Source organism: Lactiplantibacillus daowaiensis (assembly GCF_005405085.1).
GTDB classification, from domain to species: Bacteria; Bacillota; Bacilli; order Lactobacillales; family Lactobacillaceae; genus Lactiplantibacillus; species Lactiplantibacillus daowaiensis.
Map to the genome: position 1 here is coordinate 82970 of NZ_BJDJ01000008.1, position 23796 is coordinate 106765.

Sequence of the window (23796 nt, forward strand, 5' to 3'; positions counted from 1 at the left end):
GGGTAAACACATGCAAACAACTAAAAAGTGGGTCACTGGACTGGGGCTAGTCGCTTTAGGACTAGTACTAGCCAGCTGCAGTAATTCAAGTTCAAATCAGACGAAAACAACGAGCAACAAAACTTTAAAAGTCACCGCGACCCAAGCGATTGCCACGGCTGACCCTAATAAAGCCGACGATATTGCGAGTCAGGCAGCCATTGCACAATTTATGGAAGGCCTTTATACGACTAACCAAAAGGGGAAAATCGTCCCGGCGATTGCGACTAAGATTGTCAAGCCAACGAATGGCGGCAAAACGTACACATTTACATTACGGCATAATGCCAAGTGGTCGAACGGCAAAGCCGTTACGGCCGCTGACTTTGTCTATTCGTTACGTCGGCAAGTTAATCCCAAGACCAAGTCACAAGAAATTGGTCACGTTGCCGAACTTAAAAATGCGTCAGCCATCACGAGTGGCAAAAAAGCCGTCACGACTTTAGGTGCTAAAGCGCTAGGTAAATATAAACTACAACTGACATTGACGCAAAAAGTGCCCTATTTTAACTACCGGTTAGCTACCGAAATTTACCCATTGAATCAAAGCTTCACCGAAAAGTATGGCAATAAATACGGGACGTCAGCCGCTAAAACGTTGTCTAATGGGCCGTATGTCTTAAAAGACTGGGATGGGACTAGTGATACTTGGACGTACACTAAGAACAAGTATTACTATGCAGCCAAATCAGTCCACATCAAAAACGTGAAAGTCCAAACCGTTAAGACGAATACGACGGCGCAAAACTTATTTGAAAGTAATGCCGTTCAAGTCACTCAAATTACCGGGACGCAAGTGGCCAGTGCCCAACAAGGTGCGCTGAAGCAGAACCTAACGATCACGAAGTTGAATCAGTTGTACTTCATGCCATGGAATCAAAAACGGACGGTCACGAAGAATGCAGATCTACGCCGGGCAGTCAGTTATGCGTTGAATCGGCAATCATTAGTGAAGAACGTCTTAAAAGATGGCTCGACTGCCGCGACATCGTTAGTGCCAACGGGGAACACGAAAAATCCAACGACTGGTAAGGACTTTAACACTGATACGGGTAATCTATACACGTATAGTCCAGCTAAAGCCAAAGCCTATTGGAAAAAAGCCCAAGCAAGTTTAGGTAAAAAGAAACTGACGTTGCAATTATTGACGAATGATAACGATGTTAATAAGTCAGTCGCTGAGTTTATTCAAGCTGCCATTGAGAAAAACTTAAAAGGGGTCACGGTGACGGTCAAGTCAGTGCCATTGACCAATGAAATCTCGACATTGAGTAAAGGTGACTTTGATTTTGCGACCTTATCATGGTCGAGTGATTTCCAAGATCCAATCGATTTCTTGAATAAAGCATCAGTGACGAACTCAGTTGATTTTGGGAAGTTTAAAAATGCCCAGTATGAAAAACTCATCGCCCAGATTACCGCTGGCACGCAAACGACCACGGCTCGTTATCAAACGATGCAACAAGCGGCAAAATTAGTCGCTGAAAAACAAGGGGTCACGCCGTTGTATCAAACAGCTGCGGCGCACTTGATCAGCAGTAAAGTCGGTGGTGTGCACTTTACGCTCTTACGTGATGCGCTCTATCGTTATGCTTATTGGAAATAACAGTTATTAAGGAACCCATAGTCGTCTGGATAAATTCCAGGCGGCTTTTTTGGTCAACTCGCCGACAATTATGCAAAATGATATGCAATTTATGCATAAAAATGCTTTTTATCGAAAAATATTGTATTAATAATCATTTACGCTTATACTTGGGTTAATTTTGTGACGGAGGCAACCGGGTATGAAGAAAAATAGGTTGGGAAAGTTTAGTTGGTTATTAGGGTTAATGTTTGTCGTGCTCTTTGGGGCAGTGACATCGGCACAAGCCGCGACCAGTGATCAGTCATTGGCACGGGTTAAAGCCAAAGGGACGTTAGTGATGGGGACTTCCCCAAACTATCCCCCGTATGAGTTTCAAATCAATCAACATGGCAAGTCGAAAATTGTTGGGATGGATATTGAACTCGGTAAGCAAATCGCCAAAGATCTAGGGGTTAAATTGGTCGTTAAGAAACTGTCCTTTGATTCTTTACTTCCGGCCTTAACGACGGGCAAAGTCGATATGATTTTATCGGGGATGAGCCCGACACCAGCCCGCCGGAAGAGTGTGGACTTCACTAATATTTACTATACCGAAGGCGAAGCCATCTTGATCAATCGAACCGATCAAGCCAAGTATAAGACGAAAAAGTCGTTAGCTGGTCAAAAAGTCGCGGCTGAAACTGGGACCCTGCAATACAACTTGATCAAACAACAAATGCCAGCCTCAAAGTTAACTGGGATGAGCAGTGCGGCGAATTTGATCTTAGCATTAAAGACCCACAAAGTGGCAGCAGTGGTCAAAGGGACGGCTTCAGCGACGGCTTATGCCAAAAATGATCCGAGCTTGATTGCCATCAATGGGCATTTTAAGACGAGTACGGCGCAAGCCGGGAATGCCATTGCCTTAAAAAAAGGTTCGACGAGTCTAAAACTGGCGATCAATCGTTCCTTAGCTAAAGTGAAAAAACATGGTTGGATTCAGAAAAAATATTTAAAGACGGCTGGTAAATATTTAAAGGTCAATACCGCTGATACGTCGATGTGGCATTACCGCGATTATTTCGTCAAAGGGGTGCAATACACCTTATTGATTGCAATTGTCGGTATTATTGGTGGGAGTATTTTAGGGATGTTGTTAGCGTTACTACGGTTTAGTGTGATTAAGCCCGTTCGGTGGTTAGCAACTGCGTATGTTGAGTTTGTACGGGGCACCCCGTTGATGGTCCAAATCATGTTTGTTTACTTTGGCATCGGGATGATCGTGGATGTGTCCGCGCTAGTTGCGGGGATGATCGCCATCGTCTTAAATAGCGCTGCTTACTTGAGTGAAATTATTCGTGGTGGGATTCAAGCTGTTGACCCTGGGCAAACCGAAGCCGCTGAAAGCTTGGGGATGTCAAAAAAGGCAACCTTACAATACGTTGTTTTACCCCAAACAGTGAAAATTATCTGGCCATCACTAGGTAATCAGTTTATTAACTTAATTAAAGATACGTCGATGGTCTCGATCATCGGGGTCACGGAATTAATTTATCAATTGGGTATTGTCCAAGCTGACACGTATCGTGGTGTCGCTCCCATCGGTGTGGCGATGGTCATTTACTTTGTGATCTGTTGGTTGTTGACGCGGGTCTTACGGTATTATGAACGCCGCTTAAATCATACGAACACACCGGTCGCCTAGCTTGATAAGGCTTTCATCTCGCGCGCCAAGTAAGTTATAATGAGGGTGAATAGGGGGCGATGGTGATGGAAAACGTTCAAGTTGGGATGGTCGTAAGTACCACTGACCAGCAAGAATACCGAATCTTAGCACTAGTTGATCATGACCAACAAGTGTTGGCGCAAGTTGTTGCGACCGCTGATGCGACGGTCAAGTTATTGCCGATTACAGCGCTGCAAACTATTGTGAGTGCAGACGGGGTCGTGGGCGCACAACCAGCCGATGTCCGTTTAGCGACGGTAATGTTAGCCGGGACGCACTATATTCCCCAACGGGATGCTGTTTTAGCGCGCTTGACTGTGGGCACCTGGTTGTTATGTCAACGCGAACCCAATAATGCTCATGATGCTAAGGCCGTCTCGATTTGGACGCCAGCACATGCGAAACTAGGTTATTTGGCACGAACGGATAACCAAGCGTATGCGGCGTTGTTAGACCAAGGTCATTTATTATACGGGGTCGTGCGTAAAATTGATGCTGCCGGTCAGCGCGTGACGATCACGTTATTTGAAAATCAAGCGACCCAAGCCGGGTTACCTGCCCTACAAGTGCGTCAGCGGTTAGCGGCAACCCCGATGCAGACGCTGGCGGCAGTGCCGACTACGTCATTAATGACCCCCTTGGGCGATTTGGTCGTGAAAAGTAATGGCCGGCCAATCGCTTATCAAGTGACGGCATTGAATCCTTGGTTGGCAGATGATGATCGTCGGTACGTCACCAAACGGTATTTGATCACCCCTAATTGGGACGCGGTCACTGATGATCAGTTGGTGACTTGTGTGCCAACGGGGCCAGCACAAGTCGTTGATCAGTGGACCAATCCGCAAGAACAAGCGGTGATCTTATCAAATATCGACAGCTTTTATGTCGTCGGGATTAGTGCCAAGACGATGACGGGCGTTAATGATAACTTGATGGCGGATACCACCCAGACGGCGGCGATGTATCGCGTTGGCAAAGTTGCCGCTCATCGACCGCTAAGTTTTGTCGTGAGTTGGATCTCGTACGGCGATCCACAAGCTCAAGTCGCTTTACAATTGGCGTTGGCCTATCCAGAACAAGCGGCACAATTACCATACGTGGCCCGCACGGCGACGCATACAGAAGCGACGTTTAATCAGGCTGAATTGGCAGCGCTCTTAGTCTCTGGCTTACCGAATCAACAACTGGGTTTGACGCTAGAACCAAGTATTGCGCCGTTTACGGTTGAGAAGTTGCGGCGGACACTGGGCGATGAGGTCTATCATGCCTTGGCCGGTTATCAACGGTGTGTCCATTTAGCGACCGGTCAAGCCGAAGTGTCGGCGGCACTGTTACAAACGTTGATTCACGCCACGATCTATCATGAAATCGTGACCTTACACTATGCCTTACCGAAGTTGGGGATGGTCAATCATCCGATCTATCCCTTTCAGCTATTCAGTGATTTCTTACAAGAAAAAGATCCACAGTCAACGGGGATGCTAGCTTTTTATAACTTTGAGACGATGGACGTGCAAGAAACGCCACTGAAATCGATCGCTAGTGTAGCGGTGATCGATCAGCCAGAACATCCGCAACGGGTACGGGCAGCGGATGAGTTAGATTGGTTACAAATTTTTATGCAAAAATGGCAAGATTAAAAAAGGAGTGACAACATGAAGTGGCGAGTAGGTTGGGTAGCCTTGATTGCCAGTTTAATGGTGGGCGGTCTCGGGGCCCAAGCCGCCAGTCGGCCCAAGGCGGACTGGTTACATACCAAGGGGAATCGCATTGTGGATGCCCGGGGGAAAACCGTCCAGATTACGGGGTTAAATTGGTTTGGTTATAACACGGGGACCAATACCTTTGATGGCTTATGGACGGCTAACCTAGATAAGACGGTCAAAGCCGTTGCTAATCATGGGTTTAATACGATTCGGGTGCCATTTTCAGTCCAGCTGGTTAAGGCGTGGTCGCAAAAAAAGTATCCGACCGCAAATATTAACCTCAGTACGAATGCGGCTTTGAAAGGGAAAACTAGTTTGCAGATTTGGCAGCGTTTTTTAGCAGATTGTCAAAAAGATGGCTTAAAAGTCATCATTGATATCCATAGTGCTAAGAGTGATCCACAAGGGCAAAATGCACCGTTGTGGAAAGCGGGCCAATATACGACGAAAGACTACTATGCGGCGCTAACGTGGTTAGCCAAGCGCTATAAGACCAACGATACGATCATTGGCTATGATTTAAAAAATGAACCGCATGGCTTAGTGACGGATACAGCTTATGCCAAATGGGATGGATCCAAAGCCAGCAATAATTGGCGGTATGTGGCCACCCAGGCTGGTAAAAAGGTGTTAAAAGCCAACCCACATGCGTTGGTCTTTGTCGAAGGGGTGCAAAGCACGCCGAAGCAATGGTCGACTGGCTATAAAAAGACGGCCCAGTATCATTACACGTTATGGGGTGCGAATTTACGCGGGGCCACGAAATATCCGGTGAAGGTCAAGCAGTCGCAACTAGTCTATTCAGTGCACGATTACGGGCCGAGTGTGGCGCCAAGCAGCTCGTGGTTGCAAGGCAGCTTGACATACAAGTCATTAATGAAAAATTATTGGCGTCCTAACTGGTACTATTTGCATGCTAATAAAAAAGCACCGCTTTATATCGGCGAATGGGGTGGCTATTTAACGGGTCGTAACTTGACGTGGATGAAAGCGGAACGCAAGCTCATTATGACGCACAAACTCAACTTTACGTATTGGTGTTTGAATAATAACTCCGGCGATACTGGTGGCTTATTAAACAGCAACTGGACGAGTTGGAACAGTAAACTTTATCGGTTCGTCAAACCGGCGTTATGGCAGTCGAAAAAAGGCCAGTTTTATGGGCTAGATGGTCAAGTTAAACTTGGGACTAAGGGGCTACGCAAACCATAAAAAAAGCGTAGCCAACAAGCACTACGCGAGTTAACCGCAATCAGGTTGGTTGCGGTTATTTTTGTAAGAATTTTTGGGCAGCTGTTAACATATCGGCCGTTTGTTGATTCATTAATGGCGGCAAGTTGTCAAAATCAAAGTAATCGAGTTTGACGGTTTCATCGGTGGCTTTGGTGAGCACGTGGCCGCCAATGGCTTGGACCAAAAAGAGCTGTGAAATCGTCTGCGTCACGTCGCCATTAGGATACGTCGTCTCACCACGATCGAACATGCCGATGGGAGCGATGATCTTAACTTGAACGCCACTATCTTCTAGATACTCGCGCACACAAGCTTCGGCATAGGTTTCACCGTATTCGAGATAACCGCCTGGCAAGCTCCAATTGTGCGTATCAGTCCGTAAGTTCAATAAAACTTGTTGCTGGTCATTGACTAAAATCCCGGCCGCTGTGTTTAGAATCAGTGGTTTGTGGCCGACTAATGCCCGGATTTCTTGGATATAATTTGCCATACAAGCACCGCCTTCTGATTAAGATACCCCTATTATAGCGAATATCTTGATTGTAGCGGTAAATTAAATTTTACTAAGAAACGTAAAGCTAAGTGCGACAAGGGTTAAACTGACTTTGACTAGTTAAACCCCAGTTGCGTATCAGCATTTTTTTAGTTACCATGGAAGCTATATGCTGTTTAAAACAGTAGGTTCTTTATTAACGAAAAGAGAGAAGTATATGCAAAGAAAACTAAGTACGGGCCAGATGCAGATGATTGCACTGGGCGGCACGATCGGGGTCGGTCTCTTTATGGGATCGAGTTCGACGATCAAATGGACCGGGCCGTCGGTGTTGATTGCCTATCTGATATCGGGCGCTTTCTTGTATCTAATTATGCGGGCATTAGGCGAAATGTTGTACGTTGATCCTAATACGGGTTCGTTTGCGAAGTTTGCTTCCGAATATATCCACCCGGTCTTTGGGTACTTAACGGCTTGGAGCAATGTGTTCCAATTTGTCGTGGTCGGCATGAGTGAAATGATCGCGTTAGGCGGTTATTGTCGGTATTGGTGGCCGAATTTACCCGATTGGGTCCCCGGGTTAATTGCGATTGCCTTTTTATGTGCCGCTAACTTGATTTCAGTCAAGATGTTCGGGACGCTGGAAACTTGGTTCTCCCTTATCAAAGTGGTGACGATCATCTTAATGATCATTGCTGGCTTGGGCCTGATTTTATTTGGGTTTGGGAATGGTGGTCATGCGATTGGGATTAGCAACTTGTGGCGCCACGGCTTCTTTACTGGCGGGGTCAAAGGGTTTGTCTTTGCCTTATCCATCGTGCTAGCCTCCTATCAAGGAATCGAATTGATCGGGGTGACGGCCGGTGAAGCTGAAAACCCACAAAGCACGTTGGTCAAGGCCATCCGCTCAACGGTAGCTCGGATTCTGATCTTTTATGTCGGTGCCATTTTTGTGATCGTCAGCATTTATCCTTGGGACAAGTTGAGTCAAATCGGCTCACCATTCGTTCAAACGTTCGCAAAGATTGGGATCACTGCGGCGGCTTCCATTATTAACTTTGTCGTCATTACAGCGTCCTTGTCAGGGACTAATTCGGGGATCTATAGTGCGAGTCGGATGACTTACACGTTGGCTGAAAATCATCAATTGCCCAAGAAGATGACGCTACTCAATCGCCATGGGGTACCGTTTTACGCGGTAATCTCCATCTCAGTTGGGATTTTAATTGGGATCATCTTGAATGTGGTCTTACCGATCTTCTTTAAAGATGCCAGTGAGATCTTCGTGATGGTCTATAGTTCGAGTGTGTTGCCAGGGATGGTGCCATGGTTTGTGATTTTAGTGAGTCAAATCGAATTCCGCCGTCAAAATGCGGATAAGATGTTGAATCATCCATTTAAAATGCCATTATCGCCATTTTCAAATTATTTAACGTTAGCTTTCTTAGCGTTAACGTTAGTCTTCATGTTCATTAATCCAGAAACCCGCTACTCGATTTTAGTCGGGGTGGTTTTCTTAGCAATTATGACCTTGATCTATTTCCGTAAATATCATCATCGCACGGTCAGCGATGATTAAATAAAAGTCGTATCCTAGTGATACGGCTTTTTGATTTGAGCATAAATGCGTTAAAATAAAACAAACATTAACGGAGGAATTCGCATGGTAAAACAAGGACATTATGCCAAATCGAGTCGTAAGAAAGTCGTGCGGCGATTCAAGCAGCATCACGCGGTCCACGAAGATCGTGCCATTGATGATGCTAAGCTTAAAGACTTCTTATTAGTTCGATACCATCTGACCCAGGCGAAAAGCCAGCGGGTCGTGGTTCAAAAAACGATGCAGCAATTTTTCGGTAATTGGTTACAACTGGCAACGACTGATAATGCTAAAACATGGGATGTAACGGCTTTGACCAAGCAAACTTTGCAATTATCGAACTGTCAATTGCCATGGCAATATTATGCCGTGGTCAATCAACAGTTTGCGACTTGGCAAGCTTTTCTAACTAAAGAAGCCCCAGCCGTTCCGTTGGCTGAACGGGTGACACTCACGACGCTTTTAACGCCAGCATCTTGGCAGAATATGTTGAGTCAACAATTAGCTGTAAACGGGTTATTAGGGACTTTGGGTGGCGATGTGACGTTGTTACAGCAAATTAAAACGGCCCAAATCACGCAATTACAGGCCAGTTTAAGTCAAGAACAACGGCTTGATTGGACTAAAGTTGCCGCCTTGTGTGACCCCATTAAGCTTGAAACGGCTGATTTTGATCAGGGCATGCAAGGGTTATTACGCCGATTACTAAAATTGACACCACTAGATTTTAACGAAGTGGACTGATTAGTCAACATAAAAAGGGCTAGCTAAAATTTAGCTGGTCCTTTTTTGATGCTGAGATAAAACCTTAATTTTGATAGGCATAGACAGCGGCCATGGCGTTACTAATCGTTGGTGTGATTGGTAGATAGGTGAATGGTAAGCCAGTCGCTGTGAGAGCTTGTTGCAATTGCTCACGGTAATAAGTGTTCTTTTCCAAGACTGAACCGGCAACTGCCACCTTAACTGGATCATCGTCAGCCCATTTGCCTTTGTGCCGCGCTTGAACGATTTTAGTTGCTAAGCCAGTGGTCGCTACTTGGACGATCTTGGTTGCGGTTGGGTCACCAGCGGCAGCTTGGGCTAAGACGAAGGGGGCTAACTTAGCCACGTGACCTTTATCCCATTGGTAGAAGTGGTCGATCAGTTCAAAGACGGACTTTAACCCTAAATGGGCCAATAATGCTTGCCCAAAGGCCGTCGGTTGACGATCATCGGCTTCTTCCGTTACTTGTTGCACCGCCATCCGACTCAAGTGATAGCCACTACCTTCATCACCTAATAAATGGCCCCAGCCACCCGCACTGAATTGTTGCTGCCCGTCGGTACCAATCACGATTGACCCAGTACCCGCAATCGTAACTAACCCAGCTTGACCATGTAACTTGGCGATTAAAGCGAGCTGGGCATCGTTCATCAGTTGAATGTTTTCAACGGGTAAATTCAGTTGTTGGCGAAAACGGTCAACGAATTGATAGGCGCGCAAACCGGCAATGCCGATCGTGATGGCTTGGCAAGTGCCATCGATACTTGCTAATAGTTTTTGAAGTGCATTGCGAATATTGTTTAAGGCGCGTAAGTCATCAACCATTAAATTGGCCGGACCGGTGACGGTTGTTTTGAGTGGCTCGCCGGTGAGCCGATAAGCAATCGCCGTCGTATTTGTTCCGCCACAATCAACCCCAATGACATAATCCATCTGTGACATCCCCTTTGTGTTATAAGGCATCGCGCACGACACCTGACGCCTTGACCAGCCGGGTTTGTGCCGTCGCTGCATCGACATCAGCTAAGGCCATTACAATGGCCGTCTTGACGTCTTGATGGGCCGCTTCAAATAATTGCGCAGCCGTATCAGCATCAACACCGGTGGCGAGTTCGACAATGTGTTTAGCCCGAATGACCAGCTTTTCGTTGGTTGGTTTGACGTCGACCATTAAATTATGATAAACCTTACCGATTTTAACCATCGAAATCGTTGATAACATGTTTAAGACCATCTTTTCAGCGGTCCCGGCTTTGAGTCTAGTTGACCCGGATAAGACTTCAGGACCGGGGGTGACTTCAATGGCGACTTTTGCAATGTCACTAATCGCGGCATGTTGGTTGCAAGCTAAGCTAATCGTTGCCGCGCCGACTTGGTTGGCATATTTTAAGGCCCCAATGACATATGGGGTACGGCCACTAGCTGCGAGTCCCACGACCGCATCATTTTTGGTTAAATGTAAAGCGGTCAAGTCCTGTTCACCAAGGGTCAAGGAATCTTCCGCACCTTCTACGGCAACGGTCATCGCTTGATCACCACCCGCGATAATCCCACGGACCATGGCTGGGTCGGTCCCAAACGTGGGCACACATTCAGCAGCGTCTAAAACGCCTAGTCGGCCGCTGGTGCCGGCCCCCATGTAGATTAACCGACCGCCAGCTTTGAGTGCTGGGACGATGAGATCAATGGCATTGGTAATCGCTGGAATTTGAGATTGAATGCTTTGACTGACTTTGGCATCTTCTTGATTCATTAAAGTGACAATCGCGGCCGTCGACATTTCATCTAAATGGGCACTGGCGGGGTTGCGGCTTTCAGTCGTTAATTGATTGATATCTGATTTCAAATTGCTTCCTCCTTAGACTGAACCTAAAAGAGGAGCTACGGCAATGAATTGCCGCAGCTCCCCCAGCTGACTGTCACTTGGTTGGGTGCGCATCCTCAAACCGGAATTTCATCCAAGGACGAATATACGGGATTAGGAATTGTTCATCAGCAACTAAATGGCCGACAACATTTTTATGTTGATCGATATTAGGCATCGTTTGTTTGACGATATTGACTTCACCTTTATATTGACCAAAGGAATCGTTACCGATAACCACGTCGCCGGGTTGCAAGGTCGCGACGGCATGATTGACCGGAATACTTTGATCTTTATATTGAAGTTTCACAAAAGTTGACCGCACACTGTAACTGTTGACATCACCACGGTTGAAGTGTTGATGGTCAAGTAAGATCTCACGTTCCAATGGGGTCGCAGCAGCATCAAAGTCGACCGCTAAGCTTAATTGCGCTTGGTTGAGTTGACTAAGTTGTTGCAACTCAGCATCACTGGCGAATTGATTACTGATCAAAACGTCATCGATCAAACCAGTCGCAAATAAGTGCTTGGCTTGAACGGCAATCGGCAAGTCGCGGTGGATTTCCAAAGTTGGTAAGCCATCGTTAAACGGATGTGGTCCCGTTGTGGCCACTTGTGACGTGACAAAAGCCGCCGTTTTTAACCCCATTTGGCGATACTTTTCAGTACATTTTGTGAAGAAGTCTAAATCCAAACCGGTAAAGCGTTGTGGGTAGAAATTATGACACCCGCTTAAACGTTGCTTATTCGGTAGGTACGACATGATATTACCGATATTACCAGTGTCGACGGAGAGGTTCAACTCGATATCTAAACCAGAATCCTCATAACTCATCATGGATTCGGTCAAGCCGTCGAAATTGGCATCTAGTCGAATGGCACTGGCGCCTAAGTCTTTAAATAGCGCTAAATGATGGTAATCAACACCTAAAGTGTCAAACAAACGAGGATTGGCATCAATCGTCACATACATCCCCAGGTCGTTAGCGACCGTGAAGACTTTTTTGAATTGCGCTAAAATCTCGTCCTTGTTTTCAGGCGTAACATCTAACAAACTGGCAAAGACCCGTTTGAAACCATAGTTAGCGGCTTTTTTGAGATAAGCAATACTCTCGGCCGTTGGTGCTTTGGTTGGATAAACTGAAATTCCTAACATATTCTTCTAACCCTCTAATCGCTTATTCAGCTGGTGCAGCTTCAGCAGCGGCTGCTTTTGCAGCATCTTCGGCAGCAGCTTTTTGTTCGTTCTTTAATTGATTACGGTCCCAAATCTTGAAGAATGGGTAGTAAATAAAGACGGCAACGACAATGTTAATGGTACATAAGACGGCCGCACGCCAGTCCCAAGCCGTGGTCATTAAGGCCCCAATTGGTCCAGGTAAGGTCCAAGGGACTAAGGCAACGGTCCGACTGACCATATGGGTGACCATCGCAAACCAAGTAATGATCCCCATGACTAATGGTGCGACAACGAATGGAATCGCAAAGTATGGGTTCATCACAATTGGCACACCGAAGATAACGGGTTCATTGATGTTAAAGATCCCAGGAATAATGGTCACTTTCCCGATGGTCTTCCCATAACTTGATTTCGAGAAGAATGCTAACAAGATACATAGTGACAAGGTTGCCCCAGCACCACCGACATAAACGAACCATTGGAAGAATTGTTCAGTCATGAAGTGAGGTGCGTTAGCAGCAGTCACGCCACTCTTAGAAAGGGCAGCAATATTAGCGTTCAGGTTTGGATACCAGAGAGGCCAGAAGATTGGGGTTGCTAAAGCGGCCCCATGAATCCCAAATAGCCAAGCAATATCCGTTAATAAGATTGGCACGATAACTGACGCTAAATTATCTTTCCCAAAGTAAGCTAATGGGCTAAAGATCCATTGTAAGAAGGCGTTAACGTCAAAGCCAAAGCCAACGTGAATGACCCAAGCAACCACGATTAAGAAAGTTGCAGGGATTAATGCTGAAAATGATGCCGCAACAGCTGGTGGTACCCCATCAGGCATCTTAATGACCATGTTGTGGGTCCGACAGAAGCGGGTGACTTCAGCAGTCGCAATCCCAGCTAACATCGCTGTAAAGAGCCCAGCGGCCCCAAAGTTAGTTAGTGGGACCACAGTAGCCGCCGCTTTTAAACCTAACGCTTTCATGGCCGCCGGGGTGGTGGCAGCGATTGGTTTAACGGCTAAAAGCAAGAACACCATGACCGAGACGACCCCAGTTGAGATTCGGTCAAAATTGTAACCTTCTGCTAAACGTCCGGCGATCGCGAAAGCCGCGTAAATCGCCATGAACCCCATTGAAAAATTAATCGGAATAGCTAAACCAGCAGCATAAGGCTTAATAAAATTAGTCCAAGCAGTAATTGGTAATTGCGTTACGATTGTAAAGAATGATCCCACGATCGCAACGGGAATAATGACGGCCATCCCATCACGAATTGCCCGCAAGTAACGGTTAGCGGCAATTTTACCCATGACTTCGACAGTTCTGTCTTTCCATGAACTTGATTGATCCATTAAAACTCATCTCCTTAAAAAATTTAAAGTGACGCTAAATCCCCCATTAGCAACCCTCCTGACTCATTAAGTTAATGCATTAACTTGAATTCACCACCGAGTATAGCATATGATATTAATAAAGTTAACGCTTACAAGTGCTGAAAAACCACGACGTAACATAATTCAGGGTTAAGTATATACATTTAATGTGTTAACTGAAAGTAAGCAGCTATTCAAAGGGGGTGGCGCAGATGAGTCGCAAGGAGCCCATCTACAAAACGATTTTAAATGCACTGATTATGGAATTAAACTCGAATCATTTTAAAAAGAATGATCCGTTTTATAGTGAAAAGGAACTGCGCCAAAAGTATCAAGTCAGTTCCACGACGGTGGTACGGGTGTTGAACACGTTGGCCGATCAAGGGTATATCCACCGCATTCAAGGTAAGGGGAGTTTCGTATCCAAGTTCAATCGTGGCACGGCGGTCAAGATCACTGATACCCATGCTTATGATCTCGACGATGAAGCGGTCGCGATTTTGGTCGTGAATGACCAGACGCCAATCGTGGCCGCCAGTAAGTTTGCGCCAACTGCAGCCACCTGGTATTTCGAGCGGTTGCGTGAGATTCAAGCGGTGCCGTTTGAATTTTCACGATCATGGTACTTAAAGTCGTTAGTGCCTGCGGCGAGTGTCAAACACCCGCGGGAACTACATTCGATTTATGCCCTGATTCGCAAGCAGGCTAAATTAGACTTAGCCCGCCAACCGTTTGAGCAAGAATATACGGTGACGACGGTGCCGGATCAACGGGTCGCTGATTACTTACATGTCGGTCGTGATGCCATGGTGGTCCAAATTGAACGCTGGGTCTTTCAGGCGGGGCAACCGTTAGAATATACGTTGAGTTACTTGTTACCAAATTACTTTGGGTTACACTTAACGAGTGAATCCCAACCAGTAATTGCTAGTGATATTCGTTAAGCAGTGGGGGGCTGAAGATGTCAATTCATCAAAATAATTTTTATTCAAATGTGTTACAACGCCAGGTCAACGTGGCGGTCGTCTTACCAGAGCCAATGAACGCGGCGGGGCAAGTCGCGGCGCCTTATGTCAGTGGGTCACACTTGTTGCCGACGGTGTGGCTATTACATGGGTTAGGTGGCGATGCGACGACTTGGTTGCGGCGGACTGCGATTGAATTATTGGCGACGCAGTATCGGGTAGCGGTCGTCATGCCACAAACGGAACGGGGCTTTTATACCGATATGGTGGCTGGACCTAACTATTGGACCTTTTTGACCACGGAATTAATGACGCGCATGCGGTTCACTTTTCCGTTGGTAACGGATCGTGCGCAGAACTTTGTCATGGGAAATTCGATGGGCGGTTACGGCGCGTTGCGTTGGGCACTGACGATGCCGACGACTTTTGCGGCCGTCGCGGCATTATCACCCGTGACTGACTTAGCGCGATTTCGTACTGAACAGGACTCAATTATGCCCGATTTTGATTTGGCATTTGACCCCCAGCATTTAACGGATGGGCCAACGAGTTTAGCTTACTTATTGCAACACTATCAAGCCCCCCAGCCGGACTTACGGGTCTTAATGACCACGGGCGATGCCGATATTTTACGGGGAATGGATGAAAGCTTTCGACCGCAACTCGCGGCTAAATTCGGTTCGGACTTCACGTGGCAGATGCAACCAGGCCACCATGAATGGTCACTATGGAATCAACAATTACCAGCCGCATTGCACTGGTTAATCAAAGGAGAATGGAAAGTTGTCTAACTTTAAATTGAAATTACGCCATTATAATTTATGGAAACAAACTGGGTTAGCTTTAATCCCATTATTCTTAGCAGTGATTGCGTATCCAGTCTTACCTGCTAAAATCTTCGTACCGACTTCGGTATCAGGGCTGTCACAGTGGGGTATTCGCAGTAATATTTTTGTCTATCCCTTGTTTTGTTTAGCCTTATGGCTGATGGCATGGGCATTTATCTTCTTCAATCGGCTCTATGAAAAGAATTTAACGGTCAATCATCAAGCTTATAAGCCCCTGGAAAACTACTACATTTGGGGCAGTTGGGTGTTAGATGCGTTAGCTGCTTTTATGGTGCTATTACAAATCTTTGTCTCAATTTTGCATTAAGAGCCACAAAAGACGCCGTTGTCAAAACTGACAACGGCGTCTTTTGATGTTTCACGTGAAACATTTAACGGTCGTACCACGTGCGTATGGCTTGTAGTTGGGCAGCTGGCAAATAGTTGAATGCTTTTTTCTTGCCGTGTTGGCCCGCCCGGAATTGTAACGTTAAGTGGCCATAGTGGCGCTTTTGTAGCCACAGCGAAGTGCGTAACTGTAGTGTTTGAACGTGATGTCTTTGGAACAGATAATCACTACGAGTGAACCAATCAGAGTTGCTGACAAGCAAGTAACGGGGTGTTAGCACTTGCGCCGTGGTTGCGTGACTGTGAAAGCTAGCCATGGGAAGTGTGATGAAGAGTATCGCTAAACTCAAACTTCCCCATGGGCGCCAAAAGAGCGTTAGCGGCAAGATCACAAGGGCACTACCCAGGAGATAGTTACGCCAGTTCAACCAAAAATTACGACGATCATGATTGCGGGTAAACTGTAGTGATGGTAATTGTGGGAAGAATGTGGCCAGAAAATCGTTGACGGCCGCTTGCTTAATAACGGGCATAATAATGACGTTAGCGGCATCATCATCCTGGTGATCATTACTGATTACGATGAGTTGCACGGTCACTAGGTGTAACCAGTGGCGAACGAGTGGTTGCTTTAAGCGAATGGCTTGAATGCGGTCGATGGCGATTTCAGTTTGGCGTTCTTTAAACCAACCCCGGCGAATAATCAGATGGTCACCTTGGCGGGTCAAGTTAAAGCCGTAATAGGTCAGAATCAACGTGATGATCGACCCAAGATAAAAGACGGCTAGTATGGCGATCGCACTACCTAAGATAACGAAAACGTTTAGTTGTTTAGCGCTACTAAAGGCCCAATTGATCAGTTGTTGCTTGGTGCGTTCACTGAGTTTGCCAAAGCCAGCTAACAAGACCACTAAGACTGATAAAAAGGCCGGTGACGTCATGGCAAATTCACGTAAATCGCGGCGATTGATCGTGTAATTCGGCGGCGTCGGGGTGGTGTCAGTCGGCTGACTCATAGCCTGTTGTTGTGCCGCGACTAATTGGTCATAAATCGACGCTTTAACGGCTGATAAGACGGCTTCCGGTCGGTCAGTATCACTATGTCCGGCTGTTTCAACGCTAATCGTCACCAAGTGAAATGGCTTTAAAAAGGCCCATTGGGTTTGGTTGACCGATTGAATACGTTGGTACGGAATATGATTAATTTGATGATTGAAAATTCCGGAATAAATAACCAAACTAGCCGGTTCCAGTGCAAACTTAAAGTACCAATACCGTAAGCTTGCGGGCACCAAAAAAATAACAATGACGGCAATGATTAACACCGGGATTAAAGCGGTTAGATGATGCTTCATAAAGACTGGAATTAATGAAATTAATAATACGATAAGCGGAATCACCCACTCGCGAATCAAATGATAAAATTCACTGATTAACGCAAATGGATTTAACCGTTGCGGCGTTGCGTTAGGCGTCATCGCGTGCCTCCTGTGCTAACGTCATCACGAGCGTTTTGAATTGTTCTGATTCTGCGGTCGGAATCCCGGCAATCTTATGACTAGAAGCCGCAGTCACTAACGTAATGGCTTGTAAGTTTTTGGTCCGTAACAGCGGCCCTTGTTCGAGCTTGATATTTTGAATCTGGGCGATTGGGATCACGGTTTGTTTGCGGAAAAAGTAGCCGTCATGTAGTTCGAATTGGCGTGGGTTAACGAGGTACGTGTTGAATTGCCAGCGATAGTTCACAAAGGCCAAGTCAATAATGGTAATGATCAGCGTCAGTACAAGTAAAATAACCGCAATCACGTGCCAAAAAGTTGGCGCAAACCAGGCGCCTAGTAGCCAGCTCCCACCAGCTAGAATAACGCCACCTAAGGCGACTAATAAGCTGGTCCAAATCCAGACGATTCTAATGGTTTTAGGTAAATGTTTGGCAGCAGTTTTAGGCATGTTGCCACCTCCTGAACGTATAATAATTCTTATTATAGGGGAGTTTTGGTGGTCGTACAATGGCTGGATTTAGATGGGTGAAAAAGTAATATATTTTGAACCAATGATTTGATAAGTGACGATGCTTTTAAAACTAGGACTAACAATTCTAGTTGTCCCACCACTCCCCAAGCGCTATACTAGCCCCAATCAAAGCGCAGGGGGCATACATATTATGACAACAACTGGTACCAAAATCGTGACGCTAAAAAACGGGTATCATCTTTGGACCCGAACTGATGGGGCCGGTCCAATCCCGCTACTTTGCTTACATGGCGGCCCGGGTGGCACGCATGAGGTGTTTGAAAACTTTAGTCAGCGACTCGAACATTACCACGTACAAGTGAGTTTTTATGACCAATTAGGGTCTTACTTTTCGGAATCACCAGATTGGTCGCAGCCAGCTAATCGAGATCAATATTTTAACGTGGCCTACTATGTTGATGAAGTCGAAGCTGTCCGGCAAGCACTCGGGCTGGACCAATTTTACTTGCTTGGGCAGTCGTGGGGTGGCGTGTTAGCGCAAGAATATGCCTTAAAGTATGGTCAACATTTAAAAGGGCTGATCTTATCCAGCATGATTGATAACATCGCTGAATACACCGCTAATATCAACGCCCTACGCGAGCAACAATTCTCTAAACGCGCAGTGATTTACATGCAAGACGTTGAACGGCGGCACGCATTTGGTGAACCGCGGTATCAAAAGTTGATCGCAGAACTGGGGAACCATCACTTACATCGCGCAACGGCCCCGCAGCCGCATCACTTGGTATCGACTTTAGCGACCGATATTTATAATTATTTTCAAGGTGATAATGAGTTCGTGATGGTCGGCGCATTAAAGGACTGGGATTTACGGGATAAGATCCAATATATCAATGTGCCCACCTATTTAACGGTCGGTGAAAATGATACGATGCCATTAGCGGCGGTGAAACGAATGGCGGCGACGATTCCCAATGCGCAGTATCATGTCACGCCTGGCGCTGGCCATGGTCAGATGATAGATAATCCGCTAGATTACTTTAAACATCTCGGTGAATTTTTGACCCAGCGACACTAAAAAACGCGGTGCTAACCACTGAAGGCTAGCATCGCGTTCGTTTTTTTAACTAGATTATTCGGTAACTTCGCGACCCGCTAAGAAGCGGAAACGAATGAATTTACCAATTTCGGTGACGAATAAGACGACGACCCCGGCAATGATTGGAATCCCCCAACCATACCAGAAGTTAACGTTAGTCGTATGGAAGACTGATTGCATGAATGGGAGATAAATAATCCCCAATTGCAAGATGATCAGTAACCCAATGATATAAAACGCCATCTTGTTTTGGAAGAAGTACTTTGAAATCACCGGATGGTCATTTCGTAAATTAAACAAGTAGAAAATCTTCCCAAAGATAATGATATTCAAGGACATCGTACTACCGACAACGTTTGGCAACCCAATCGCCGTCAAGTAATCGTAGGCAAAGATCCCAAGTCCTGAAATCAGGAGTGAGACGTAGACGATTTCAAACGAATCGAGTTTGGACAACAGCCCGGCTTTAACGTTTCGCGGCCCGCGTGACATGATGCCAGCTTCGGGCGGCTCAAAGATAAAGGCGAACTGGATCGTTAAGGCTGAAACCATGTTGATCCAGAGCAACTGCGTTGGGTAAAGTGGTAAGTCGTGGCCCATTAAAATACTAATGATAACAACTAACCCTTCCGCAAAACTCGTTGGTAACAAGAACCGAATCGTCTTACGAATATTGTCAAAGACGTGGCGGCCTTCACGAACGGCTGCGACTAAGTCAGTAAAGTCATCGTCGGCTAACACCATATTAGCGGATTCTTTGGCTACTTCGGTCCCTTTAATCCCCATGGCAACCCCAATATCGGCTTGCTTTAAGGCAGGGGCATCATTGACCCCATCCCCAGTCATTGACACAACGTGGTCATTGGCTTGTTGGGCGCGGACAATTCGCAATTTGTTAGCGGGTGTTGCGCGCGCAAAGACGTTATAGTCGTCGATTTGCGCCTTTAATTGGTCGTCATCTAACGCATCGATCTCAGGTCCGGTAATCGCTTTGACCGTTGGGGCGAGCTGGAGCTTATTGGCGATTGCCATCGCTGTATCAGGATGGTCCCCAGTAATCATTTTGACTTGGACCCCAGCTTGACGCAATTCTTGAATGGCGGCCGCGGCTTCTTCTCGTGGTGGGTCAATGATACCGACCATCCCAGCTAACGTTAAACCACCAATGGTTTTGGCATCAATAGTTGTGACGTCATCAGCCACAACTTGATAGGCGAGGGCGACGACCCGTAACCCATCAGCCGTTAACGTATCCATCTTGGCATCCCATTGCTTTTCGTCGGCTGCTTGATCCGTTAACCGCAGAATCGTTGCGGGCGACCCTTTGACCATCAATAACCGTTGGCCATCTAAGTCGGCTAAACGAGCTGAAAAACGAAAGGCCGAGTCGAATGGTAAGGAGTCGATTTCATTGACTTCGGGATCATGACCAGTCATTTTCCGATATAAGGTCGTTAAGGCCCCATCGGTCGGTTCCCCAGTCAACTCCCACTTGCCGTTTTCAAGATGCAATTCGGCATCCGTTGTTTGACCGGCGATTTTGATCAACCAAGCCAAGTGGTCATCGTGTTGCCAATCAAAAGCTTGCCCATTCAACTTTAATTGGCCATCAAAGTTGATACCGCCATTATCATCATAACCGACCCCGGTCACGTCAAAGGCGTGATCGTGAGTCATGATTTTGGTGACTGTCATTTCGTTTTTGGTTAAGGTCCCGGTCTTATCGGTGTTAACGATATCAACGGCCCCTAACGTTTCAACGGCTGGTAGCGACTTGACAATGACGTTTTTCTTAGTCATTTGCCGGGTCCCCATAGCTAAGACGACTGAAGTACTGGCTGGCAAACCTTCGGGCATTGAACCGACTACCATCGTAATGACGGCAATCAATAAGGTTGGCAAGCTGTAGGTGTTCATGAACATCCCTAAGATAAACAGTAAGACAGCTGCGACGACGATCGCAATCGATAAGCCAAACCCTAATGAGTTTAAGTTACGCATTAGTGGGGTTGGCTTTTCTTTGACTTCACCAACGGATTGTTGGATATGGCCGATTTCGGTATCTTCAGCCGTAGCCGTTACGATCCCATAACCAGAACCACTAGTCACCGCTGTTGAGGCGTAAACCATGTTTTGCCGGTCAGCCAATGGCAAGTCTTGGGCATCGATTGGCACCTCGATTTTTTCAACCGCGTTCGTTTCACCAGTCAGTGTGGATTCTTGGACACTCAAGTTATCGGCATCAATTAAGCGCATGTCGGCTGGGACTGCATCACCAGCCTCTAAGTTGACCAAATCGCCGACAACTAAATCCCGGGCATCAACTTCAAGCTTTTGCCCATCACGGATGACGAAGTTTTTTGAAATCAGCATTTCGCGGATACGTTCCAAAGCGTTACCAGCTTGGCGTTCTTGCACGTAACCAATAATGGCATTGGCAATGATCACGAGGCCGATAACGATTGAATCTGAATACCGGTGCATGAAGAAGGTCAGCACTGCGGCGGCGGCTAAAATATAAATGATACTGTTGTTAAACTGCTTGATGAACTGCAAAAAGCGGGATTGCCGTTTGGTTTCCAGTTCATTGCGCCCGTCATGTTGTAGACGTTGCTCGGCTTCAGCTGCCGTTAACCCGTTTTCCGGGTCGGTGTGATACTGGTGGGCTAAAGTCGGTTCATCAAGCTGCCACAAGTGGGTGTCATCGGGGGGCATACTGTCCTTATCTTGATTAGCGTCCTCGAGGGAGGCCAATCGCTGGGCGTCATTATCTATCATTAAATCCACTCCTAAAAATTAATTTATTTATCTGTGCGGTTCCGTAAAATCTCGACGTTTATTGCGAGTTAAGCAGGCCAATTTCGCCACATCCTTTCCAGTTTATATGTATTAGTTAATAAATATTATAAATGAATACTATTATGTATAGCTATTAAATTATTTGACATTATTGTAACGAAAAATTACATTAGTTGCATTATGATATCAGATTTAAGCCTTAAAGTCGCTAAAATGATTGCGGAGGAATTTAAAATGGCAGCAGTAGCTTGTCGTTGGTCACAGCCAGCTGATTTACCAATCTTATATCGGATCGACCAAACGATTTGGACTAGTGAAAATACCCCAGTCCCAGCAACAGATTTGACCTTAACTGAATATGCGACTCGTTACCCAGCTGGGAGCCAATTAGTTGCCGAAATCGCAGGGCAAGTGGTGGGCATGATCTCATGGAATCCCCAACCGGCATTGCCGGCCTGGCGTTACACTTGGGAGATTGGCATTGGCGTCGCGTTGACGGCGCAACATCAAGGTGTTGGCCAAAGTTTGATGTCAGCATTAAAGCAGACGGCCAAACGTGCGGGAATCCATCGCATCAGCTTGCGTGTTTTAGGGACTAATCAGGCGGCCCGGCAATTTTATGCGCAACAGGGCTTTCAAGTCGAAGGCGTTTTACGGGATGCTTTTTGGCTCAATGGCCACTTTGTTGATGACTATCAGTTGGCCTATCTTGTCTAAAAAAGCCCAAACTAGGGCCACTAGCTTGGACGATGAATGTTTATGCGTCAATTGGATCTTTCATTAATAGCCATAAAACCAAGTAACCAATCAGGCCTGGAAATGGGGTTAGCGAGATCAGCACGTAGATGACCCGCGCTAAATCCGCGTTCCAGCCGTAATGGTCAGCAATCCCGCCGATGACCCCAGCAAAAACGCGATTGCGATTCGAGCGATGAATATTGATTTTCATAAAAGCCCCTCCTCATGCCCCTAGTTTAGCGGGTTTCACTGGATTCGTCTACTAATTAACTAGCCGATAAGACTTTTTTAAGCTTTAAAGGGGTGGTTGGTCAAAACGTTAGTGTAGTAAGTGATTTCAGTTAGCGTCTGTGTCAAGCCTTTGGTATAGCGCGCTTGCAAGGGGGCCGTTGGTAGGAAGTCACCGTTTGGTTGTAAGTTTTGATCAATAAAGCCGACGGGGGTTGGTTTTGGCAAGACGATTAGACCAAGCCGCTGCAGGATTGGGACTAAGGCGGCGGCCCCGAATTGACCACCGCGACCGTTATCGGCATAGGAGATTAATTTGATGGGTTTACGTTGCATCTCACCAGCCACGTAGTCGAGCGCATTTTTTAAGCTGCCGGGCATGGCGTGGTTATATTCTGGGGTTAATAAAATATAGCCATCAGCTGATGCTAAGTCTGTCAACCAACGTTGTTGCGTTGCAGGTAATTGTCGATCAGGATTAGCCATGGGTGGTAAGGCCTCATCAAAAAGGGGTAAGTGATAGCTTGAAAGGTCAAGAAAGGTGAAGTCGACCGCCGTGGTTGATTGGTCGGCGGTGAGCCGTTTTAAATAGTTGAATAGTGCTCGTCCGTGCGCGGTTTGGCGCGTACTGCCTAAAATAATTGCAATGGTTGTCATTGGATTACCTCGATTAAATTTAAAATATTGATTCACGTGAATACAAAATGGTATTATAGGCTTAAATGTTTTATAACACAAGTATTTATTCACGTGAATTAAAAAGGATGATAACCATGACAGAATCAAACACGACGCAATTAATGGCGGTCCTAAACGCGTTTATCGCACAAGATGGGGTCAATGATGCTGAGAAGCAATGGGCCCAACAACAAACGACGGATCCGGAACTACAAGCGGCACTACGGGTCCTATCAACAGCCGATATTAAACTCATCACCCAGCTTGCTAAAGCCGCAGCCACGCATGCCAAAGCGTTGCCGGCACCAACTGGTTTGTCACAAGCGACCGTTTCTAGGGGCCTGACAAAGCTAGCGAAGTTAGGTTTAGCGGAAAAGTTTCGTAGTTTACAAAATAATAAGGAAGTTTTAGTGCGCCTGACGTCAAAAGGGCAAATGATTGCCGACTTACATACCCAGTTGGATGCGGCGATTGCGGATCAGGTCGCGGCGATTGCAGCAGATTATACCCCGACCGAATTAGCCCGCTTCACGACGCTCATGCAACGGATTAACCAGATCAAGCCGTGATTTAGCACTCTAATGCACTGAGTGC

The 23796-nt window shown here is 46.4% G+C and carries 22 protein-coding genes; 12 read left to right on the plus strand and 10 right to left on the minus strand.

What is annotated here, in order from left to right:
• The first annotated feature begins 10 nt into the window (after window positions 1-10).
• From FFM75_RS06655 to FFM75_RS06670, 4 genes are all read left to right on the plus strand, one after another.
• Window positions 11-1645 carry a peptide ABC transporter substrate-binding protein gene (locus tag FFM75_RS06655; protein ID WP_137628410.1) on the plus strand — a complete coding sequence of 545 codons (1635 nt, stop codon included), beginning with the start codon at window positions 11-13 and terminating at the stop codon, window positions 1643-1645.
• A gap of 181 nt (window positions 1646-1826) precedes the next feature.
• Window positions 1827-3311 carry an ABC transporter substrate-binding protein/permease gene (locus FFM75_RS06660; protein WP_137628411.1) on the plus strand — a complete coding sequence of 495 codons (1485 nt, stop codon included), beginning with the start codon at window positions 1827-1829 and terminating at the stop codon, window positions 3309-3311.
• A gap of 65 nt (window positions 3312-3376) precedes the next feature.
• Entirely contained in the window at window positions 3377-4972 is a 1596-nt protein-coding gene (locus tag FFM75_RS06665) for an HIRAN domain-containing protein (RefSeq protein WP_171001445.1), read from the plus strand.
• Between the two features lie 15 nt (window positions 4973-4987).
• On the plus strand, window positions 4988-6250 hold the full coding sequence (locus tag FFM75_RS06670; protein WP_137628413.1) for a glycoside hydrolase family 5 protein: 1263 nt from the start codon (window positions 4988-4990) through the stop codon (window positions 6248-6250).
• A gap of 55 nt (window positions 6251-6305) precedes the next feature.
• Here the strand turns inward: FFM75_RS06670 and FFM75_RS06675 are convergent, their stop codons facing one another.
• On the minus strand, window positions 6306-6761 hold the full coding sequence (locus FFM75_RS06675; RefSeq protein ID WP_137628414.1) for an NUDIX hydrolase: 456 nt from the start codon (window positions 6759-6761) through the stop codon (window positions 6306-6308).
• Between the two features lie 220 nt (window positions 6762-6981).
• Here FFM75_RS06675 and FFM75_RS06680 point away from each other — a divergent pair, with 220 nt between their 5' ends.
• Both FFM75_RS06680 and FFM75_RS06685 read left to right on the plus strand, forming a co-directional pair.
• On the plus strand, window positions 6982-8343 hold the full coding sequence (locus tag FFM75_RS06680) for an amino acid permease (RefSeq protein WP_137628415.1): 1362 nt from the start codon (window positions 6982-6984) through the stop codon (window positions 8341-8343).
• Window positions 8344-8427: 84 nt separating this feature from the next.
• The gene (locus tag FFM75_RS06685; protein WP_137628416.1) at window positions 8428-9108 is read left to right on the plus strand and encodes a hypothetical protein; all 681 of its coding nucleotides are present in this window, start codon (window positions 8428-8430) and stop codon (window positions 9106-9108) included.
• A gap of 64 nt (window positions 9109-9172) precedes the next feature.
• Here the strand turns inward: FFM75_RS06685 and FFM75_RS06690 are convergent, their stop codons facing one another.
• The 4 genes from FFM75_RS06690 to FFM75_RS06705 form a co-directional block, all read right to left on the minus strand.
• Window positions 9173-10093, minus strand: coding sequence for a BadF/BadG/BcrA/BcrD ATPase family protein (locus tag FFM75_RS06690; protein ID WP_171001446.1), 921 nt, complete (start codon window positions 10091-10093; stop codon window positions 9173-9175).
• A complete protein-coding gene (murQ, locus tag FFM75_RS06695) occupies window positions 10083-10976 on the minus strand; it encodes an N-acetylmuramic acid 6-phosphate etherase (protein WP_137628418.1) in 894 nt (297 codons plus the stop codon). Before murQ ends, FFM75_RS06690 begins: the two co-directional genes overlap by 11 nt.
• A 73-nt stretch (window positions 10977-11049) precedes the next feature.
• Window positions 11050-12150, minus strand: a complete 1101-nt coding sequence (locus tag FFM75_RS06700) for a DUF871 domain-containing protein (protein ID WP_137628419.1) — start codon at window positions 12148-12150, stop codon at window positions 11050-11052.
• Window positions 12151-12172: 22 nt separating this feature from the next.
• Entirely contained in the window at window positions 12173-13522 is a 1350-nt protein-coding gene (locus FFM75_RS06705; RefSeq protein WP_137628420.1) for a PTS sugar transporter subunit IIC, read from the minus strand.
• Window positions 13523-13755: 233 nt separating this feature from the next.
• On the opposite strand from FFM75_RS06705, the gene FFM75_RS06710 reads away from it, so the two are divergent.
• From FFM75_RS06710 to FFM75_RS06720, 3 genes are read left to right on the plus strand one after another with little or no spacing between them, the layout of a single operon-like run.
• Window positions 13756-14487: a GntR family transcriptional regulator gene (locus tag FFM75_RS06710; RefSeq protein WP_137628421.1), complete on the plus strand. Its 732-nt coding sequence runs from the start codon at window positions 13756-13758 to the stop codon at window positions 14485-14487.
• A gap of 17 nt (window positions 14488-14504) precedes the next feature.
• Window positions 14505-15299 (plus strand): alpha/beta hydrolase, encoded by a 795-nt coding sequence (locus tag FFM75_RS06715; protein WP_137628422.1) that lies wholly within the window; start codon window positions 14505-14507, stop codon window positions 15297-15299.
• Window positions 15292-15663 (plus strand): hypothetical protein, encoded by a 372-nt coding sequence (locus FFM75_RS06720; RefSeq protein WP_137628423.1) that lies wholly within the window; start codon window positions 15292-15294, stop codon window positions 15661-15663. Before FFM75_RS06715 ends, FFM75_RS06720 begins: the two co-directional genes overlap by 8 nt.
• 64 nt (window positions 15664-15727) lie before the next feature.
• On the opposite strand, the gene FFM75_RS06725 is transcribed toward FFM75_RS06720, so the two are convergent.
• Together FFM75_RS06725 and FFM75_RS06730 are read right to left on the minus strand one after the other, a co-directional pair.
• Window positions 15728-17161 (minus strand): PH domain-containing protein, encoded by a 1434-nt coding sequence (locus tag FFM75_RS06725; RefSeq protein ID WP_137628424.1) that lies wholly within the window; start codon window positions 17159-17161, stop codon window positions 15728-15730.
• Window positions 17151-17633, minus strand: a complete 483-nt coding sequence (locus FFM75_RS06730) for a PH domain-containing protein (RefSeq protein ID WP_137628425.1) — start codon at window positions 17631-17633, stop codon at window positions 17151-17153. Before FFM75_RS06730 ends, FFM75_RS06725 begins: the two co-directional genes overlap by 11 nt.
• Before the next feature lie 214 nt (window positions 17634-17847).
• Between FFM75_RS06730 and FFM75_RS06735 the strand changes: the two genes are divergently transcribed.
• Complete coding sequence (locus FFM75_RS06735; protein ID WP_137628426.1) at window positions 17848-18738, plus strand: proline iminopeptidase-family hydrolase; 891 nt, start codon at window positions 17848-17850, stop codon at window positions 18736-18738.
• Window positions 18739-18792: 54 nt separating this feature from the next.
• Here the strand turns inward: FFM75_RS06735 and FFM75_RS06740 are convergent, their stop codons facing one another.
• A complete protein-coding gene (locus FFM75_RS06740) occupies window positions 18793-21537 on the minus strand; it encodes an HAD-IC family P-type ATPase (protein ID WP_137628427.1) in 2745 nt (914 codons plus the stop codon).
• Between the two features lie 255 nt (window positions 21538-21792).
• On the opposite strand from FFM75_RS06740, the gene FFM75_RS06745 reads away from it, so the two are divergent.
• Window positions 21793-22275 carry a GNAT family N-acetyltransferase gene (locus FFM75_RS06745; protein ID WP_171001447.1) on the plus strand — a complete coding sequence of 161 codons (483 nt, stop codon included), beginning with the start codon at window positions 21793-21795 and terminating at the stop codon, window positions 22273-22275.
• Window positions 22276-22315: 40 nt separating this feature from the next.
• On the opposite strand, the gene FFM75_RS06750 is transcribed toward FFM75_RS06745, so the two are convergent.
• Both FFM75_RS06750 and FFM75_RS06755 read right to left on the minus strand, forming a co-directional pair.
• Window positions 22316-22507 carry a PspC domain-containing protein gene (locus FFM75_RS06750; RefSeq protein ID WP_137628429.1) on the minus strand — a complete coding sequence of 64 codons (192 nt, stop codon included), beginning with the start codon at window positions 22505-22507 and terminating at the stop codon, window positions 22316-22318.
• A 77-nt stretch (window positions 22508-22584) separates the two neighbouring features.
• Window positions 22585-23181, minus strand: a complete 597-nt coding sequence (locus tag FFM75_RS06755) for an NADPH-dependent FMN reductase (RefSeq protein ID WP_137628430.1) — start codon at window positions 23179-23181, stop codon at window positions 22585-22587.
• Between the two features lie 116 nt (window positions 23182-23297).
• Between FFM75_RS06755 and FFM75_RS06760 the strand changes: the two genes are divergently transcribed.
• On the plus strand, window positions 23298-23771 hold the full coding sequence (locus FFM75_RS06760) for a MarR family winged helix-turn-helix transcriptional regulator (RefSeq protein WP_137628431.1): 474 nt from the start codon (window positions 23298-23300) through the stop codon (window positions 23769-23771).
• Window positions 23772-23796: the final 25 nt, after the last annotated feature.

What these genes read in the sequence shown, in the direction of transcription:
- FFM75_RS06705 (WP_137628420.1), bottom strand. Translation starts at nt 13,522, where the DNA reads ATGGATCAATCAAGTTCATGGAAAGACAGAACTGTCGAAGTCATGGGT.
- FFM75_RS06665 (WP_171001445.1), top strand. Translation starts at nt 3,377, where the DNA reads ATGGAAAACGTTCAAGTTGGGATGGTCGTAAGTACCACTGACCAGCAA.
- FFM75_RS06685 (WP_137628416.1), top strand. Translation starts at nt 8,428, where the DNA reads ATGGTAAAACAAGGACATTATGCCAAATCGAGTCGTAAGAAAGTCGTG.
- FFM75_RS06690 (WP_171001446.1), bottom strand. Translation starts at nt 10,093, where the DNA reads ATGCCTTATAACACAAAGGGGATGTCACAGATGGATTATGTCATTGGG.
- FFM75_RS06670 (WP_137628413.1), top strand. Translation starts at nt 4,988, where the DNA reads ATGAAGTGGCGAGTAGGTTGGGTAGCCTTGATTGCCAGTTTAATGGTG.
- FFM75_RS06675 (WP_137628414.1), bottom strand. Translation starts at nt 6,761, where the DNA reads ATGGCAAATTATATCCAAGAAATCCGGGCATTAGTCGGCCACAAACCA.
- FFM75_RS06755 (WP_137628430.1), bottom strand. Translation starts at nt 23,181, where the DNA reads ATGACAACCATTGCAATTATTTTAGGCAGTACGCGCCAAACCGCGCAC.
- FFM75_RS06710 (WP_137628421.1), top strand. Translation starts at nt 13,756, where the DNA reads ATGAGTCGCAAGGAGCCCATCTACAAAACGATTTTAAATGCACTGATT.
- FFM75_RS06730 (WP_137628425.1), bottom strand. Translation starts at nt 17,633, where the DNA reads ATGCCTAAAACTGCTGCCAAACATTTACCTAAAACCATTAGAATCGTC.
- FFM75_RS06760 (WP_137628431.1), top strand. Translation starts at nt 23,298, where the DNA reads ATGACAGAATCAAACACGACGCAATTAATGGCGGTCCTAAACGCGTTT.
- FFM75_RS06655 (WP_137628410.1), top strand. Translation starts at nt 11, where the DNA reads ATGCAAACAACTAAAAAGTGGGTCACTGGACTGGGGCTAGTCGCTTTA.
- FFM75_RS06680 (WP_137628415.1), top strand. Translation starts at nt 6,982, where the DNA reads ATGCAAAGAAAACTAAGTACGGGCCAGATGCAGATGATTGCACTGGGC.
- FFM75_RS06745 (WP_171001447.1), top strand. Translation starts at nt 21,793, where the DNA reads ATGGCAGCAGTAGCTTGTCGTTGGTCACAGCCAGCTGATTTACCAATC.
- FFM75_RS06735 (WP_137628426.1), top strand. Translation starts at nt 17,848, where the DNA reads ATGACAACAACTGGTACCAAAATCGTGACGCTAAAAAACGGGTATCAT.
- FFM75_RS06750 (WP_137628429.1), bottom strand. Translation starts at nt 22,507, where the DNA reads ATGAAAATCAATATTCATCGCTCGAATCGCAATCGCGTTTTTGCTGGG.
- FFM75_RS06725 (WP_137628424.1), bottom strand. Translation starts at nt 17,161, where the DNA reads ATGACGCCTAACGCAACGCCGCAACGGTTAAATCCATTTGCGTTAATC.
- FFM75_RS06660 (WP_137628411.1), top strand. Translation starts at nt 1,827, where the DNA reads ATGAAGAAAAATAGGTTGGGAAAGTTTAGTTGGTTATTAGGGTTAATG.
- FFM75_RS06700 (WP_137628419.1), bottom strand. Translation starts at nt 12,150, where the DNA reads ATGTTAGGAATTTCAGTTTATCCAACCAAAGCACCAACGGCCGAGAGT.
- FFM75_RS06740 (WP_137628427.1), bottom strand. Translation starts at nt 21,537, where the DNA reads ATGATAGATAATGACGCCCAGCGATTGGCCTCCCTCGAGGACGCTAAT.
- FFM75_RS06715 (WP_137628422.1), top strand. Translation starts at nt 14,505, where the DNA reads ATGTCAATTCATCAAAATAATTTTTATTCAAATGTGTTACAACGCCAG.